This window comes from Marinobacter sp. CHS3-4 (assembly GCF_030053415.1).
Classification (GTDB): Bacteria; Pseudomonadota; Gammaproteobacteria; order Pseudomonadales; family Oleiphilaceae; genus Marinobacter.
Genome location: NZ_JASGBJ010000004.1, coordinates 98,048 through 114,014, shown reverse-complemented (window position 1 = coordinate 114,014; position 15,967 = coordinate 98,048). Strand labels below are relative to the sequence as shown.

The 15,967-nt window shown below is 54.2% G+C and carries 15 protein-coding genes; 4 read left to right on the top strand and 11 right to left on the bottom strand.

Annotation, left to right across the window (positions count from 1 at the left end):
- Positions 1–91 precede the first annotated feature (91 nt).
- Positions 92–835 carry an acetoacetyl-CoA reductase gene (gene phbB, locus QLQ17_RS15910; protein WP_283210595.1) on the top strand — a complete coding sequence of 248 codons (744 nt, stop codon included), beginning with the start codon at positions 92–94 and terminating at the stop codon, positions 833–835.
- 59 nt (positions 836–894) lie between these two features.
- Positions 895–2,274, top strand: a complete 1,380-nt coding sequence (locus QLQ17_RS15905; RefSeq protein ID WP_283210594.1) for a WS/DGAT/MGAT family O-acyltransferase — start codon at positions 895–897, stop codon at positions 2,272–2,274.
- On the opposite strand, the gene QLQ17_RS15900 is transcribed toward QLQ17_RS15905, so the two are convergent.
- From QLQ17_RS15900 to QLQ17_RS15865, 8 genes are all read right to left on the bottom strand, one after another.
- Positions 2,271–3,497: a polyhydroxyalkanoate depolymerase gene (locus QLQ17_RS15900; protein WP_283210593.1), complete on the bottom strand. Its 1,227-nt coding sequence runs from the start codon at positions 3,495–3,497 to the stop codon at positions 2,271–2,273. The two genes, QLQ17_RS15905 and QLQ17_RS15900, sit on opposite strands and share 4 nt — an antisense overlap.
- Before the next feature lie 5 nt (positions 3,498–3,502).
- Positions 3,503–5,287 carry a PHA/PHB synthase family protein gene (locus QLQ17_RS15895; RefSeq protein WP_283210592.1) on the bottom strand — a complete coding sequence of 595 codons (1,785 nt, stop codon included), beginning with the start codon at positions 5,285–5,287 and terminating at the stop codon, positions 3,503–3,505.
- A gap of 11 nt (positions 5,288–5,298) precedes the next feature.
- Positions 5,299–5,667: a phasin family protein gene (locus QLQ17_RS15890; RefSeq protein WP_283210591.1), complete on the bottom strand. Its 369-nt coding sequence runs from the start codon at positions 5,665–5,667 to the stop codon at positions 5,299–5,301.
- 142 nt (positions 5,668–5,809) lie between these two features.
- Entirely contained in the window at positions 5,810–6,133 is a 324-nt protein-coding gene (locus tag QLQ17_RS15885) for a UbiA prenyltransferase family protein (protein ID WP_283210590.1), read from the bottom strand.
- Complete coding sequence (locus QLQ17_RS15880; protein ID WP_283210589.1) at positions 6,105–6,563, bottom strand: prenyltransferase; 459 nt, start codon at positions 6,561–6,563, stop codon at positions 6,105–6,107. Before QLQ17_RS15880 ends, QLQ17_RS15885 begins: the two co-directional genes overlap by 29 nt.
- Before the next feature lie 2 nt (positions 6,564–6,565).
- Positions 6,566–6,958 (bottom strand): glycine cleavage system protein GcvH, encoded by a 393-nt coding sequence (gcvH, locus tag QLQ17_RS15875; protein ID WP_283210588.1) that lies wholly within the window; start codon positions 6,956–6,958, stop codon positions 6,566–6,568.
- Positions 6,959–7,078: 120 nt separating this feature from the next.
- The gene (locus QLQ17_RS15870) at positions 7,079–7,774 is read right to left on the bottom strand and encodes a DUF3592 domain-containing protein (RefSeq protein ID WP_283210587.1); all 696 of its coding nucleotides are present in this window, start codon (positions 7,772–7,774) and stop codon (positions 7,079–7,081) included.
- Position 7,775: 1 nt separating this feature from the next.
- Positions 7,776–8,069, bottom strand: coding sequence for a TM2 domain-containing protein (locus QLQ17_RS15865; protein WP_283210586.1), 294 nt, complete (start codon positions 8,067–8,069; stop codon positions 7,776–7,778).
- A 359-nt stretch (positions 8,070–8,428) separates the two neighbouring features.
- Here QLQ17_RS15865 and QLQ17_RS15860 point away from each other — a divergent pair, with 359 nt between their 5' ends.
- Positions 8,429–9,301 carry a formylglycine-generating enzyme family protein gene (locus tag QLQ17_RS15860; protein WP_283210585.1) on the top strand — a complete coding sequence of 291 codons (873 nt, stop codon included), beginning with the start codon at positions 8,429–8,431 and terminating at the stop codon, positions 9,299–9,301.
- A 164-nt stretch (positions 9,302–9,465) separates the two neighbouring features.
- A complete protein-coding gene (locus QLQ17_RS15855; RefSeq protein ID WP_283210584.1) occupies positions 9,466–10,338 on the top strand; it encodes a formylglycine-generating enzyme family protein in 873 nt (290 codons plus the stop codon).
- 23 nt (positions 10,339–10,361) lie between these two features.
- On the opposite strand, the gene QLQ17_RS15850 is transcribed toward QLQ17_RS15855, so the two are convergent.
- The 3 genes from QLQ17_RS15850 to QLQ17_RS15840 are packed head-to-tail and all read right to left on the bottom strand — an operon-like array spanning position 10,362 to position 15,949.
- The gene (locus QLQ17_RS15850; RefSeq protein WP_283210583.1) at positions 10,362–13,043 is read right to left on the bottom strand and encodes a LysM peptidoglycan-binding domain-containing protein; all 2,682 of its coding nucleotides are present in this window, start codon (positions 13,041–13,043) and stop codon (positions 10,362–10,364) included.
- Positions 13,036–13,881: a DUF4123 domain-containing protein gene (locus tag QLQ17_RS15845; protein WP_283210582.1), complete on the bottom strand. Its 846-nt coding sequence runs from the start codon at positions 13,879–13,881 to the stop codon at positions 13,036–13,038. The genes QLQ17_RS15850 and QLQ17_RS15845 overlap by 8 nt, the downstream gene beginning before the upstream one ends.
- Complete coding sequence (locus tag QLQ17_RS15840) at positions 13,850–15,949, bottom strand: type VI secretion system Vgr family protein (protein ID WP_283210581.1); 2,100 nt, start codon at positions 15,947–15,949, stop codon at positions 13,850–13,852. The genes QLQ17_RS15845 and QLQ17_RS15840 overlap by 32 nt, the downstream gene beginning before the upstream one ends.
- Positions 15,950–15,967 lie beyond the last annotated feature (18 nt).

The following is a 15,967-nucleotide window of genomic DNA, read 5'->3' as shown; positions in this document are numbered from 1 at the left end:
CAACCTATCTATGCTCTCTGTGTCTCAGACTCTCTGAACAAGCAAGAACCATTTTCGGCGTCTAATCGCAACGCCATCGGAGAGTCGAGCTATGTCAAAACAACAAATCGCAGTGGTAACCGGCGGCACAGGTGGTATTGGTACCGCTATCTGTCAGCTCCTTTCAGACCAGGGGTATCGCACCATCGCACTGTCCTCCTCTGAACGTAAGGCAGAGACTTGGCAGGAAGATCAGTTGAAGGCCGGCTATAACATTGAGGCTCGCCCTTTGAATGTCTCGGATTTCGGCGACTGCGAACGACTTATCCTGGATGTCGAAGAGGCCATTGGCCCGATATCAGTGCTGGTTAACGCCGCGGGGATCACCAGGGACACGCCACTCAAGCGCATGACTGCCGACCAATGGCAAACGGTCATCAACGTCAATCTTAATGGCACCTTTAACATGTGCCGAACGGCGCTCCCGTTCATGCTGGAAAGAGAATACGGTCGCATCATCAACATCTCTTCCATAAACGGTGAAAAAGGACAGTTTGGACAGGTCAATTACGCGACAAGCAAGGCGGGCATTTACGGTCTCACCATGTCCCTGGCTCAGGAGGTTGCCCGCAAGGGCATAACTGTCAATGCCATTTCGCCTGGTTATATTGCCACCGACATGGTTATGGCAGTGGATGAAGCCATCCGCGACAAAATCATTGCCCAGATTCCCGTAGGCCGGCTTGGCGAACCCAAGGAGATTGCCCGTATCGTGGACTTTCTGGCAAGTCCTGATGCCGGGTTTATTACCGGGTCAAACATTTCTGCCAACGGTGGTCAGCACATGCACCCGTAACCCGGAAACGACGCACAGGTCGCAACATCCAGAACAAGATGCCGGGGGAGCGTGTACCAATGACAATTTCGACGGAACCCATGAGCAGCGTAGACACTGCGTGGCTGCATATGGATCAACCCGACAACCACATGATTATCACCGGCGTGTTGATACTGGACCAGCCATTGGACCGCGATCGGTTCAATACGGTTCTGGAGAACCGACTGCTGCACTTTGACCGCTTTCGACAGAAGGTGGTCGAAAGAAACGGCAATGCCTACTGGGAAAACGACCCCCACTTTCATCTGGACAACCACGTCCACCGCATCGGCCTGCCGGAGCCGGCAGGCCAGGCCGAACTGCAGGAGCTGGTGGCAGACATTGCCTCGGAACCCCTGGACTTCAGCCATCCGCTCTGGAAGTTTTACCTGGTCGACCACTACGAAAGTGGGGCGGCACTGATTACCCGGATTCATCACTGCATCGCCGATGGGCTGGCGCTGGTCCGAGTCATGATGTCACTGGCCGATGACACCTGGCATCCTGAAGCACTGGAGACACCGGCAGGCGAAAACTCATTGCTAGATCGATTGACCAGACCTTTCATGCAGGTTGCCACAGCGGGCGCGTATCTGGGGCACGATCTCATTAACGAGGGACTGGCAGTGGCTCGTCACCCCGGCCGAGTCAATCAATGGGCCGAAAAGGCTGAACACATCGCCAGTGAGCTGGTGCACATCGGACTGTCACCTCGAGACCCAGATACCCGTCTCCATAAAACCATGACAGGCCGAAAGCGCGTTGCCTGGGCACAGCCACTGGACCTGGCAGCCGTGAAGGAAACTGCCCATCAGCTGGAAGGTACCGTGAACGACGTGCTGATGACCTGCGCTGCGGGTGCGCTAAGACGCTACCTGGCTGAAACTGACAACGATCATTATTCCGACATTCACGTTGCTGTGCCATTCAGTCTGCGTCCACGCGATAAGCCTATCAGCCACTTGGGCAATCAATTCGGACTTGTCATCGTCGCGCTTCCCATTGGCGAGCCAAATGTGCGACAGCGCTATGAGCGGGTCAAAAAGGCGATGGTGGACCTCAAGCACTCCGTTCAGCCTCAGGTTACCTTCGGCCTACTGGATTTACTCGGCAAAGGGCCGGCTGCAATCGAGAAGTTTGCCCTGGATACGCTCAGCGATAAGGCCTCACTAGTGATGACCAACGTGCCTGGGCCAACCACACCTTTGATCATTGCTGGCGCCCGGGTACTACAGCCTCTTGTGTGGGTACCGCAGTCCGGGCATCTTGGAGTGGGATTCAGCATTCTCAGCTACGCCGGCACCGTCCAATTTGGCGTGATTGCCGACAGCCAGATGATTCAGGATCCTGCCCATGTAACTCGCTACTTTGAGGAAAGCTTCGAAGAGCTTCAGAGGCACGCTCACGGCGGCAACTAATGGGTACTGCTGTGTCTGCGAATGAACCGTCTGACCTGCGGAGCAATCAGGCGGCGCCATTTGCTCCCATTGAAGATGCCATAATGGCCCACGCCCTCAGCAAGAAAGTATTCGCGCCTGGACTCCGGCAGATTGACCGCAAGGTCCAGCGCGGCTCGGGTCTGACCAACACCGGAGATGTCATCAAGCTCACCCTCAATGGCAAGCACAGGCGTTTGACGCAGCGCTAAGGGATCAACGACCTCCCCATGCCATACCCACTCTCCCCTGGCCAGCGCTTGCCTCTGAAAAACAAGGTCGATGGTCTGGAGATAGAATTCGGCCGTGATGTCCATGACCGAGCGGTATTCCTCGTAAAAGGCCCGTGTCTTCTCTGCACTGTCTTCATCACCGGTAATCAGATGCTTGAACAGCTTTTGGTGTTTGAGAACATGATCGTCCAGGTTCATCGTCATAAAACCGGCCAACTGCAGGAACCCAGGGTAGACGCGGCGCATGAAACCAAGGTTAGGTGGCGGTACTTCGGTAATAACATTGCGTTCGAACCAGGAAAGTGGCCGCGTCATGGCCAGTTCGTTCACCTTGGTGGGTGCCTGCCGTGTGTCGATAGGCCCACCCATCAGGGTCATGGAGGCAGGCTTCGCCGGATGTCCCTGGGCTTCCATCAAGCAGGCAGCCGCATAAACGGGCACCGCGGGCTGACAGACCGCCAATACATGAGTGTCCGGCCCTAACTGGGTCAGCCAGTCCATCAGATAGCCAACATAATCGTCCAGATCGAAGCGCCCCGAATGCAATGGCACGTCCCTGGCATCGCGCCAGTCCGTGATGTAGATATCATGATCCGGCAACAACTCTTCCACCGTGCCACGCAGCAAGGTCGCAAAGTGGCCCGACATGGGCGCAACGATCAGCAGACGGGGGTCGTCACGTTTACAAGCACGCTCAAAATGAAGCAACTGACCAAACGTTTTGCGATGGCAACGCCGTGGTTGAACAGATACCGACTCGCCCTCGACAACGGTCTTGTGCAGGCCGAAGGATGGCTTGCCGTATCGCCGGGTCAGTTGCTCGATCATCTCGCACCCGGCCGCTGCGGTTCTCCCTGCCAGGGTGTAGCCCATCGGGTTCAGAGGGTGGCGAATCAGATGGGCACTCTGATCCGCCCAGAGATGAACCGGTGCCATGGCTGCATGCTGAAGCTCGTAAAAGGCGTATAGCATCGCCGCTATCGGCCCGCTTCTGCCGCACTCTTCAGCACGTAGCTGCCGGGTGCATCTTCAATCACCTCCAGGGCTCCGTCACCCGGTTCACGGGCGGCAACCTGAGGCCCAAGGTGCGGCCCGATCCATTCAAGCCAATGCGGCCACCAGGAACCGGGGCGTTGCTCCGCTGCCTCCAACCAGTGATCGGGATCTTCCTCAAAATGATCATTCACCCAGTAGCCGTACTTTTCCTTGGTGGGCGGGTTCACCACACCGGCGATATGGCCCGACCCGGCCAGTACAAACCGAACATCCCCACCATGAACTTTCGCCCCCAGGTACGTGGAATGCCATTTGGCAATGTGATCCTGTCGTGTCGACAGGAAAAAAGCGGGCAGATCGATGGCGCTCAGGTCTATGGGCTCCCCAGCAATGGTCAGTGCATCGGGTTCCACCAACCGGTTATGCAGATACATCTCCCTCAGGTAGAAGCAGTGCATCTTTGCCGGCAAATTGGTGCTGTCGGTATTCCAGTAAAGGATATCGAACGCTGGCGGCTTTTCCCCCTTCAGGTAGCTTCGGGTCCAAAAGGACCAGAACAGGTCGTTCTCTCGTAACAGGTTAAAAGTAAACGCAATGTTGCGACCATCAAGATAGCCTTTCCGGTCCATATGGCGACAAAGCGCATCGATGGTATGCGGGTTAATGTAGACCCCGATACCACCAGGATGGGAGAAGTCGAGCAAGGTTGTAAGGTAAGTGGCACTGGCCACTGGCTTACGGCCTTTTTTTGCCAGCCAGGCCAAGGTTGTTGCTAACAGCGTGCCGCCGATACAGTAGCCGATGGCATTGATGGTCTTCTCGCCTGTGGCTTTCTCGATGGCATCGATGGCTGCCAAAACACCGTCCTGCAGATAGTCATCGAAGCCCTTATCCTTATGAGCAGGGCCCGGGTTGACCCACGAAATCATAAACACCGTCAGGCCCTGACTGACGAGCCAACGGATCAAAGAGTTTTTCGGCTTGAGATCCAGTATGTAGTACTTGTTAATCCAGGGAGGCACAACCAGCACTGGCCGCTGGGCAACGGTTTCAGTGGTCGGGCTGTACTGAATCAACTGCATCATTTCATTCTGGAAAACCACTTTGCCTGGCGTAGTCGCCAGATTCTCCCCCACCTGAAAAGCGCTGCGGTCGGTCATGCTGACATTGAAATTATTTGGGTTGCGCTTCAAATCCTCGCGAAACTGGCGAACACCGTCGATAAGATTGCGACCGCGAGTTTCCCAGGTCAGGCGCAGAGCCTCGGGGTTGGTCAGCAGGAAATTGGAGGGTGCCACCGCGTTGCACAGCTGGCGGGCGTAGAAACGGATCTGTTCATGCCCTGCGCCAGGCAATGGGTCTACCTGATCAGCCCATTCTTCCAGTCCACGGCTCTGTATTAGATAGAATTGAACCAGCAGGTCATAAGCCAGATGCTGCCGCCAGTCTTCTGCTTCAAAACGCCGGTCATCGAGGTAAGGCTCGACTACGCGCGAATCCTCCCGACCCAGCATCCGGTTAAGCGCATACCATCCCAAACGGGCGTTATTGCGAACCAGTCCGAGTTCAAGATTCAGAAACCGGATTGGATGCAAAGTGAAATTCTCCGCCATCGCCCGATAGGCATTGGCCATCTCACCCAGAGTGGATGCGGTGGTCTCATCCACCACACCGGATTGCGACAACAACTCCTCACATCGTTCTATAACCTGCTCGAATTGCTCATCAAACTGGCGAACTAATTTTTCTGCTGGCTTAGGTAGCATTTCCCCGACCACTACTGTTTTTTCGAAGCAGGCTGCGGAGAGCTGCTTTTCTCTTGCTCGTCCACGATGCTTGACTTCAGCTGATCGCGTGCATCTGTGAAATAGTCTTGCCAGGCCTGCCAGTCGCTGGACATCTGATCACTGATCTTCTTCAGGGCTTCGACCTGCCCCTCCGAGACTTCTTTGATATCTTCCAGGTCGCGTACGCTTGCCAGCTTGCGAGCCTGCTCACTAGCAATATCCGTATAGCGGCGAAGGGCTTCCATCTGAAGCTCGGCCGCTTTGGAAAATTGATGGAACAGGGCTTCGTTGAAATGCGCTGTCCGCTCCATAAAGTCTCTGGAACGGTCATTCAGGCCAGAAAACAGTTCGTTAGGCATAATCTATCTCCTTGAAGTTGCAACGAGGGGCTTCACCAAGATCTTACCTTGCTCACGTTATTTTTTGTGACCAGAATCAGGATATATTGACTTGAGTCATGCCCAGCCGAATTTACGCACTCTCAACGAGTTTAAGCTCAGCTCACCCTATCGACAGACCCACGACAATTAACAACATCGCGGCATTCACAAAAAAGACATTCATTCCCAGTGCCGGGATAAGACCCGGACCACCCTGATGGAAGCTTTTCAACCGGAGAGCAATTGGTAGCAGCATAGAGAATGGCACAAGAGCGAAGAGGATCACCCTGGGAAGTACACCTGCGAGCACGAGGCCCGTCAACAACATCGCGGGAAAAAAAACAATAAAAAGGTAGGCAAGAGCAGCTACCCTGGAGCCATACGCAATGGCCAGATGGCGGCGGCCGAATCGAGCATCAGTTGCCCGGTCCGGCAACTGATTCATAAGCAGCAGGCCGCTGACCAGGAAGCCGGTAACGACAGAGGCTCCCCACCGCGCCAAAGGCAAGTAGGCCTGGCCCGCTCAGCCAGATCAGGAAAACACCGCTCAACAGCAAAGTAGCTAACGAGGCGCCAACCGACATGCGCGCTGCGGTCAGCCCCTCAGGCGAGGCCGGGAGCGTTCCGCTACCTCCATAGAAAGGTGTCCGCTCAGTATGCAGGTCAAGTCCTGAACGGAAGTCTGACACTTCATTGGCGACATTCACGAGGATATGAGCCGCCAGTGCCGCCACGAACACCAAGGAAACACGTAGCAGAGAAATCCCTTCCCCACCGGTCGCGGCAAGTGCCACGCCCTGCAACACACACAGGGGAGTCAGAACAAGAAAGGGTACTCTGGACACTCCCGCAAGGGTACGGGCCAGATCAGCCAACGCTATTCCGCGTCGGCAACATGCGCCGCGTAGGCTTCCGAATCCATCAAGCCTTCCAGTTCGCCTTCATCTTCAAGTCGAACCCTGAACAACCAACCATCACCGTAGGGGTCTTCATTCACCAGTTCAGGTTCATCCTCAAGCGCGTCGTTAACCTCAATCACCTCGCCAGTTACCGGGCTGAACACGTCCGACGCCGACTTGACCGATTCGGCAATACCAGCTTCTTCGCCACCATTAACGGTCACACCCACTTCAGGGACGCCAACATAGACCACATCGCCCAATTGATCCTGTGCGAAGTCTGTAATCCCCACAGTAGCCGTGCCGTCATCTGCAGCGCGTACCCATTGGTGCGTTTCGATGTACTTGAGATCTGGCGGTGTTTCGCTCATGGCCGGGTACCTTGTTCATGAATTTCCGGCATTTTAACCGAAGAATGAGGAGCGGGCGAACCCGCAGTTCCGGGACTAACAGGAACCCATCCCGCATCAATTTCAAACCCTGCTGAATTGCTAAACGGCTTTTGGCAGAAACGAAGTATCTACCCAATAGCGTTTCGGGTTATCGGGTTGGATATAGACACTAACGGACTCACCCTTTATGAAATTCGTCGGATTAAACCAGAGATTATCGCTGAGAAAAACGTGAACTTTCGTGGTCGCGGGATCCTGCCACTGCGACACGATGCGATACGGGCTCCGGCCATTCATTTGCATTCCGGTATTCAATTCCACACTTTGTATGCGAGCAGAGATTGGCCGGCCAGTAGCTTTGAGCTTCGCGGCGCGCCGACTGCGAAGCTTGGGCACAAGAATCATCAGGACGCCAACCAAGAAAAACACACCACCCAGGGACCCAACAATCAACGGCACCCCCCACAGCGAGAAGAAGCCATTGATCCGGGCGCTCTCAGGTTCGCCAGCGGTGTAGAAAACCGAAACCGTTTCACCCCGATCATGCGAAGCAGGATTACTGCCCGATGAAGAGCGGAACTCAATCAACTGGCCAGTTGCGTCCTTAAACTGAACTATGGGGTAGTAGACACTGGAATCCCCCGACCGGTCATAAATGAGATCCGTCACTACGCCCGGCACCTCAAGGGCTTCAGCAAGAAAACCGGAGGTGCTCTGATAGGCAGCAAGAGCCCCTATAATCAGTGCTCCGCCGACAACTGAAAAAACATATTTCAAAAAGTCGTAAACCCGCATATCAGAACCAATCCCGCACCAGCTGTCCGTTTTTGATTCTCCAGAATGACAAGCCGTAATTCAGGTCCTGGCCTTCTGCATCCTTGACGAATCCGGTGTCTCTACCAAACGAATGCAGAAATGCATCAAGCAGCATCACGGCGTTGTCGAAGAACCACCAGAATCCCAACCCACCAAGGGTGATGGCTTTCAACAGCCCTGATTTCCATTTACCCAGATAAAAGCGATCCACTCCAAAAAAGCCGAGGGGCAGGCCCAGCAGAAGTGCAAAGATTCGATTTTTGCGTTGTTCCATTTGATCCACAATCATTCCTCCATGAATGAATACAGCCAGCTAATGGCGATTTTCGGTCAGGGAACAGAACGAAGACAGCCTGAGCTGTATAGCGGATGCACGTTGGCGGGAGGGAGAGACTTGAAATCAACCCTATCCTAGGCTTCAGCCAGACTTTTGAGCAGGCTCAGGCAACATCCTGTCACCGGAGCGAATGATAAAACAATCCGCAGTTGAAGGTAACTCCTCATGATGTTTTATTCGAAAGAGATCACGCTTCAACTTTTGATCCACAGTGATGAAGCCACAATGGTCTACCTCAAGCAATTTCTGTAAACTCAGCGCTTTGGACATTCTTCGGAAAGGACGCCGAACTCGCCATGCAGCCAGCACGTATCTACCGCTTTTGTCTTGCCTCTGCCCTCGCACTTTTCACCACCGGATGCGGTCCCTATTACGATTACCGGGCCGAAGGTATGGCCGAACGCCAAATGGACGCGATGGTCTTTATCGAAGGGGGAGAATTCATGATGGGAAATCCCGGTGGATGGAGCGTCCGTAGCGATACGCTTCCAGTTCATCGAGTGGTTCTGGATGATTTCCATATTCAGAAATATGAGGTAACTCAGGGAGATTTTGAGCTATTTCAGGCGGTGACGGATTACGAGCCGTCAAACAAATTCTATGATGATTACCGGGATGAGAATCCAGACCGATATGAGTCTGAATTACCTGCGGTGGCGTCCTGGACAGACGCGATGGCCTTCTGCCAGTGGCTAGGGGACATGAGTGGCAAGCCCGTAACTCTACCAACGGAAGCGCAGTGGGAATACGCGGCGCGCGCAAGAGGGGAAATGATTCGATACGCCACCGAAAACGGTGAAGCAGAGGAAGGCATCACCATGGCGGCCGGCCCTACCCCTCACGCCTGGCAGGGCAGACCATATGACGAAATGCTTCCGAATCCGCCAGGTTCATTCCCACCAAATCCTATTGGGCTCTATGACATGTCCGGGAATGTCGCGGAATGGGTTAGTGACTATTATCGGGAGGACTACTACGAAAACTCACCGGTCCTCAATCCCAAAGGGCCCGAAACGGGGCTGGAGCTGACGTTTGAAGGAATAACGGATACCCATAGAGTACAGCGTGGCGGCGACTATCGAGATTTCATCGGCAACACAACCGTTACTCGCCGCAAAGGTGTCCCCAGACTCAGTAGCGAGCAAACAGGCTTTCGCTGCGCCTACTAAACAAGGAATAGGATTTTTAAGCATATACGCTTCGCAGCCATTCCTCGGCTTCAGCAGACTGCTTCGATTTAAACAACCGCAGAAACATGAGCACGTAGTAGTTCGTTCTCAAATTATGTAGACTTTCTACCATTAAAACCTTCGGAAAGGATGCCGAAAACGCCATGCAACCAGCACAAATCCGCCGCTTTTGTCTTGCCTCTGCCATAGCAATTTTCACAACCGGATGCGGCCCCTATTACGATTACCGAGCCGAAGGCATGGTCGAACGCCAGATGGACGCCATGGTGTTTGTCGAAGGTGGGGAATTCATGATGGGAAACCCCGGTGGATGGAGCGTCCGTAGCGATACGCTTCCAGTTCATCGAGTGGTTCTGGATGATTTCCATATCCAGAAGTATGAGGTTACCCAGGGGGATTTTGAGCTGTTTCAAGCGGCGACAGGCTATGAGCACTCTTATCAATTTTACGATAAGAAGCGGGACGAAAATCCGGATCGGTATGATTCAGAGTTACCTGCGGTCGCCTCATGGATAGACGCGATGGCCTTTTGCCAGTGGCTAGGAGACATGAGCGGCAAGCCCGTCACTCTACCAACGGAAGCGCAGTGGGAATACGCGGCCCGCGCAAGAGGGAAAATCATTCGATACGCCACCGAAAACGGTGAAGCAGAGGAAGGCATCACCATGGCTGCCGGCCCTACCCCCCGTGCCTGGCAGGGCAGACCATATGACGAAATGCTTCCGAATCCGCCAGGTTCGTTTCCGCCTAATTCGATTGGACTCTATGATATGTCGGGAAATGTGGCAGAGTGGGTGAATGATTATTACAGTGAAAGTTACTACAAGGACTCACCTGTTCATAACCCAAAAGGCCCTCAGGAGGGCATAAAAACAGTCATTGGCACTAATCCCGACGTCTACAGAGTACTACGAGGCGGCGAGTACAGGGACTTTATTGGCAACACGACAGTTACGCGACGCAAAGAAATTCAGAATGGCAGCAACGGCATAACAGGATTTCGTTGCGCCTATTAATTGGCAAGCACAGCTGAATACACTCACCCATATAAGTTGCGCAGATACTGCTCAGCTTTGGCAGACTGCTTCGATTTAAACAACCTCTGAAACATGAGCACGGAGTAATTCGTTCTCAAATCGTCGAAATCTCCCTTCGAGTCACCTTTGCCCATCCGCTTTAATACTTCGATTAATTCACGATGGCTTTTGATAGTTTCTAATACTTTAAGGGCGGCTTCGGCGCCAACTTCACGATAAGGATCGTCATTACTGAATAGTGTCGAACTGTCTCTTGTAAGGATGTATAGGATTTCCGCTTTTGCAGGTGGAGTAAGTGCATCTAGATGTTGGTTTTGTAGAATCCGTAAAGCGGCATCTCGAACTCTAGTATCGGGCGTCATCAAGTTTTCCCATACTTGCTCAACACGAAGTAAGCTGTCTTGGATTAGATCTCCAAAATCGTTGTCGCTCACAGCAAAGACCTTCAACAAGAACGTAATATGCTCAAACGCCTCCTTTTCTATCCACTCCAAAAAACGGAAATCAGACTGCTCCAATGACCAACGAATGAATTTAACAAGTTCCCAGATCTGGCTACCATTCAGCTCAGCAGCCACGCCTCCGCCGCCCCCTACCCCCAGTACCAGGTTACCTTTCGTGTAGAGAACAAGGCTCCCTTCTGAGTAACTGACTTTGTAGTCAAATGCTGCGCCAATACCCGCTGATACGGCTGTTTCAGCTTTCACGTCTAATAGCGATTTAAATTCCGCATCCGCCTTTTCTGGCACCCAGCCTGCAGTGCATACTGATTCCTTTACAAAGTCATAGCTTGCTTTCCATTTGACTGAAAAGCTAGCTTCATTACTGACAGTCCCTCCAGCAAAGGCCTCACCGTTCGTTTCGCCCCGCATACCGACATTATTTTTGCTAGTCGACACTTTTACATTGGCAGAAAGAGACGCACAGGCACCAACAAACCCTTGAATTTTGTATTCAACATCGGCTCTCACAAACCCGCAATGGAGCTGTTTCTGCCCCCCCATAGGATCAGCGTATTTGAGCACTAACGCCGTACCCGTGGCGTCAGGCAACTGCGCTTTCAACGAGGCCTGACCTTGCAGCAAGCTGTATGCGGCCTCGGCCTTACCGCCGACATACCATTCTTGTTTCTCCTCGTCGTATCCGGCACTCAGGCCGGCTTTAGCGGCAAAGCGAAACATCTGGGCTTCAGCATCAGCGGCAAACCGGCCATCCTCGGTGGCAGCGCTGGCATTTATGAGCTCGACTTCCAGTTGGTTGAAGAAGTTATCCTCTGAGCTTTGCCACTGCGCCAATGTCATCTTTAGGGATTTACTGGTTTTTAGCCCCTGTTTCGCTTCACCCACTGCGCGTTCCAGTTCGCCGGATGTCATTGCCGCTCTGACATCCGCCATTTTCAAAGGGCGCCAGTTCTTACGCAGTTGTTCAGCCATCTCCCGGCGGACATAGCGATAGCCGCCCGTTCCGGTGTGTTTAATTTCAAATAGTGTGCGTTCGGGGCCGCCCTGGGGCGTTGCAAGAACGTCAACGGGGTGAGGTGCACTCGTCCGGACGAGCCTATCCAGCATCAATTCCTGTTCAACGGCCAAACGTTTATATTCTTCCTGAGCTGTCGACTGCTGACTGACCTCGTCTTCAGTGGCCAGATCATAGGCCCAGTAAACTGGACTGGTTTTTTTTGCGAACGAAGTAATCGCATCCCACACCGGCGTCCGTTCCTCGTCAAGCTGATTCAATTTCTTCTGGCGCTCGGTGAGAGTGCGAATATCAGACTCAGCAATGTAACCCGGCCATCGCGTGGCCTCTTTCAATCGCTCGGACTCAACTCTGAGTTGCTCCTTCCTAGAGACGTGCTCTTCGCTATCCGCTTCCGCAATGCGATAGCTGATTTCTGCCTCGAGCGCCGCTCGCAGCAGTTTTAGCTGCCTCTCCATGGTTTCGATATCGCCCTGGCTCTCGCGGGCTGCCGCCTTGCGGGCCTCTAGTGTGGCCTCCACAGACGGCAGGGTGTTCGTAAGCTCCTTATGCATGGCCTCAAAGACCGCAAGAGTCAGTCGATCCTTTTCTGAAAGAAGCGGTTGCTTTTCTTTTATAGGCTTGAATATCAGTTCTCTGATTCGGTCAATTTCAAACCGGATGCGGGTGTGTCTTCGTCTTTGATGATCCAGTCTTCTCCTTTCGAGGGCCCACTTTGCCTCGTACTGATTTAAGAGCTCCTCGGCCGTTGAGCTCTTCTTCGGCGCTGGCAATGCGCCCAGCTCTTTCAGTTTGTTCCAGGCCACCTCCCGCGCTGCCGGAATATCTGCTTCTGGCCCTTCTTCTTTATGTTTTAACTCAATCAGCGGTTCCTGCAGCGTTTTGATCTCACTGTCAATTTCATCCAGCTGCATCTGGGTCAGTGCATAAACCGTATCAGGCTCGTCCGTGAGATGGAGTAAGGCTGCATACTCAACGCCACAAGCGGAGGATGCTTCACCAGTGCTGACATCGTTGGCCGCTTTGGAGGGGGGCATAGTACAGGTGGACGACGCTTCTGGTCCGGGGATATTCAGCAACCACCCACTCTCAATGTGGTTGATGTCGCCAATGATGTCGTTGCTGGCCTTGATGTCACTGACCGAAACCTCGTGCCTGGCAGCAATGCCTGTGAGAGTGTCGCCCGGTTGGACCTTGTACTCAGGCATTTAAAACCTCCGATTTGCTTTCCATAGCTGCTAACTGATCTTCCGGTGTCAATGCCTGCTTTTCCATGATCGCTTGAAAAGCTTCCTGCCGATAAAAGTCATTACCATTTCGAATCGCCAACCTTAACCAACGTTCCTGATCCGCTCTGGTTTTAAACCCCCATTCGTTGGCGTTTATGAGGCAGCCAAGAACCCAGGCCTGCGGATCGGAGCGGGATGATAGATTGCCTCTGTAGTGCTGAGCATATTCCCGGGCATGTGCGGCATGCCGAAATCGCTGAACGTCTCTGAGCTGCTCGGCTGTTATCCTGGGCGTAGAATCGTCTTTTTCGGCTTTCTCATCAGTCGACGGGGACTGTTTCCAGTCATAGCCGTTGTGCCATGCCCAGCACTCTCCGGGTCTGATCAAATCGTGTCTTTGCCCTGGGCTCATGGCTGCTATCAGCGGGGTCAACATTCGGGGTTCGTAAAACCGCAGAATTGAAGCGTCGCTATTGAAAAGCCAACGCTGGCAGCGCTCCAGCATCGTGGCGATGTCTGTGCAGGACTGAATCAACACGCCCAGCGGTTTTGTCTCCATCAGGTCAATCAGCTCGCAGGTAAAATCGGGCGAAGCGGTAAGGTCTAGCAATATGGGGCCCTGCTCCCAGGCAGACTGCCAGGAAGAGCCCAGAAGGAGGCTATACCATTCAATGGCAACCTGGGTCATACCGCCATACAATCGGCTCAGGAACTGTTCGTCCGCCGCAAGATCGACAATCCCGAAGGTTGGCTCACCCGGAGTGGCCACGTTCAAATCAAGCTTATCAAGCGTGTTGATGTAATTTGCAGCGTCCATGCTCATCAAACTCACAATCGGAAACGGTCAGGCTGCCTGCATTGGCGGCCTCTTTTAACAAATGCTGCGCTGAGGCGTCTGGTCGGTGCCCAACGTCAGCTAACGCCTCTGGTGTATTTTTTTCTCCCGACGCCAGCAGAGCTTCGGGTAGGCTTGAAACTTTCGCATCAGCTGCTGTCCCACTCCCCGGCCCACCCCCGGAATTCATTTTCACCATGGGCCCGGACACCGTCACACCGCTGGGGTCCACCTTCACAAAGCTGCCGCCGGCTTTTAGCGTAATTTCGGCACCCGCTTCGATGACAATTTTCATGCCCGCCTTGTGGTGGATTTCGGTGCCCGCTTCGATGAGTTGATTCTTGCCCTGTTTGCTGTGTTGGCTGCCGTTTACCGTGAGACTGTAATCACCGCCAACGGACTCTCGCTTCTCCCCATCCACGGTAGCGTGTTCATTGCCCTTGATGTGGCTGAAGGCGTTGTTCTCGACGGTGCGGTGGATGTCATTCCTGATGACTTCCGTGCGGTTGTTTTCCGTCAGCAGGTCCAAGTCTTTCTGGGCATGGACGTAGATCTGTTCTTTGTCCGCCTCGTCCTCAAACCTCAGCTCGTTACTGCCCTCGCCCTTGTGGGTCTGGGTTTTTAAGGTGGTTCTTGTTTTGTGTTCGGGCAGCGCATAGGGCGGCGTGTTGGTGGCGTGATAGGTTCGCCCGGTGATGATCGGCTGATCCGGGTCGCCGTCCAGGAAGGACACGATGACTTCGTGGCCGATTCTCGGCAGGGCCATGAAGCCATATTGGCCTCCGGCCCAGCCCTGGCTCACTCGCAGCCAGGCGCTTGAGTGTTCATTGTTCTTTGCGTAGCGGTCCCAGGGGAACCTTACTTTGACCCGGCCATGTTCATCGCAGTGAATCTCTTCGCCCTCGGGGCCGGTCACGATCGCGATCTGGGGACCGTCCATGAGGGGACGGTGGATGGTATTTGGGTTCGGCCGCCAGGTTCGATCCGCTGGAATGGCCTCGAAGTCGTTGTAGTAAGTGGTGGGTTCGCTACCGCCCTCTTCTTCCAGTGCCTGGGGCTGTTCACCTTTGTGGGTGATGCTGGTTAACAGCCATTCCCGGTTCAGGGCGTCGTTGTCGTGTTCAGTGAGTTCTGCTTTGGCGCCCACGGTGAAGTCTGCGCGGTTGCTTTTGCCGGTGGCGGTGCTGGCGTCGCTTCTCAGGGCGTCCAGTCGTGATTCGGTAAAGGGCTGGCCGCTGGCGTCGGCTTTGAATCGGCCCGGGTAGTCGTAGTGCTGATAGTCGGTTCGCTGGGCGTCCAGTTTATCGGCCTGGTGTTCATGCATCAGGGCGTAAGCCGGGTTCTTGAAGGTGTAGTCCTTCATGGCCACGGAGGCGGCTCTGACGCGCTCCTGATAGCGGAACCGGAAGATGGCCGGTTGTTGGGTACTGCCACCGGCTTTGGTGTTGTATTCCGCCTCAGGAAGCCTGGGCGCATCGCCGTGGTGATCGGAGATGATCAGTTGGGGTTGGTCTTCGCCATCCACGGATCCGTGGCTGTATCGGTAGTGCCAGCCTTCTTCCGCGCCAAGGCGTTCGATGAAGGATAAATCGCTTTCACGATGCTGGACGCAGTATTCCCGCTCAATGGGGGTACGTTTCAGATCAAAGGTGGTGTCGATCAGGCCCCGCTCTTCCAGCAGGGTGCGCACGATGGCGTCGGTGCTTTGGGTCTGGAAAATGCGGCTGTTGTGCATCAGGCCCAGGCGCCACAACGGCGGCTGGAAGAGGACTTCGTAGCGGGTGCGGCGGTGGCCGGTGTCGCCCCGGGCGAATTCGTTGACCACGCCGGTGAAGCGGCGCAGGGGTTCGCCCTGTTGCCAGACGATCAGATCCACCGGCTGTTCCAGCACGTCGGAGGCGGCTACGTCGGAAAAGGTACTGGCCAGGTCCAGCCGGCCCGTGCACAGGCCAGACAGGCGCTCGGTCAGCTCAAAACCAACCACACTGAAAAAGTCACGGGGGAGTCCGCCAATACGGGCGGTGAACTGCAGTCCGCTGGACTGGGGCATGTCTTCGGTCCTTGAAGA

Excerpts from the sequence above, each read along its gene's own strand:
- phbB (WP_283210595.1), top strand. The coding sequence starts at position 92 with ATGTCAAAACAACAAATCGCAGTGGTAACCGGCGGCACAGGTGGTATT.
- QLQ17_RS15905 (WP_283210594.1), top strand. The coding sequence starts at position 895 with ATGACAATTTCGACGGAACCCATGAGCAGCGTAGACACTGCGTGGCTG.
- QLQ17_RS15900 (WP_283210593.1), bottom strand. The coding sequence starts at position 3,497 with ATGCTATACGCCTTTTACGAGCTTCAGCATGCAGCCATGGCACCGGTT.
- QLQ17_RS15895 (WP_283210592.1), bottom strand. The coding sequence starts at position 5,287 with ATGCTACCTAAGCCAGCAGAAAAATTAGTTCGCCAGTTTGATGAGCAA.
- QLQ17_RS15890 (WP_283210591.1), bottom strand. The coding sequence starts at position 5,667 with ATGCCTAACGAACTGTTTTCTGGCCTGAATGACCGTTCCAGAGACTTT.
- QLQ17_RS15885 (WP_283210590.1), bottom strand. The coding sequence starts at position 6,133 with ATGAATCAGTTGCCGGACCGGGCAACTGATGCTCGATTCGGCCGCCGC.
- gcvH (WP_283210588.1), bottom strand. The coding sequence starts at position 6,958 with ATGAGCGAAACACCGCCAGATCTCAAGTACATCGAAACGCACCAATGG.
- QLQ17_RS15870 (WP_283210587.1), bottom strand. The coding sequence starts at position 7,774 with ATGCGGGTTTACGACTTTTTGAAATATGTTTTTTCAGTTGTCGGCGGA.
- QLQ17_RS15865 (WP_283210586.1), bottom strand. The coding sequence starts at position 8,069 with ATGGAACAACGCAAAAATCGAATCTTTGCACTTCTGCTGGGCCTGCCC.
- QLQ17_RS15860 (WP_283210585.1), top strand. The coding sequence starts at position 8,429 with ATGCAGCCAGCACGTATCTACCGCTTTTGTCTTGCCTCTGCCCTCGCA.
- QLQ17_RS15855 (WP_283210584.1), top strand. The coding sequence starts at position 9,466 with ATGCAACCAGCACAAATCCGCCGCTTTTGTCTTGCCTCTGCCATAGCA.
- QLQ17_RS15850 (WP_283210583.1), bottom strand. The coding sequence starts at position 13,043 with ATGCCTGAGTACAAGGTCCAACCGGGCGACACTCTCACAGGCATTGCT.
- QLQ17_RS15845 (WP_283210582.1), bottom strand. The coding sequence starts at position 13,881 with ATGGACGCTGCAAATTACATCAACACGCTTGATAAGCTTGATTTGAAC.
- QLQ17_RS15840 (WP_283210581.1), bottom strand. The coding sequence starts at position 15,949 with ATGCCCCAGTCCAGCGGACTGCAGTTCACCGCCCGTATTGGCGGACTC.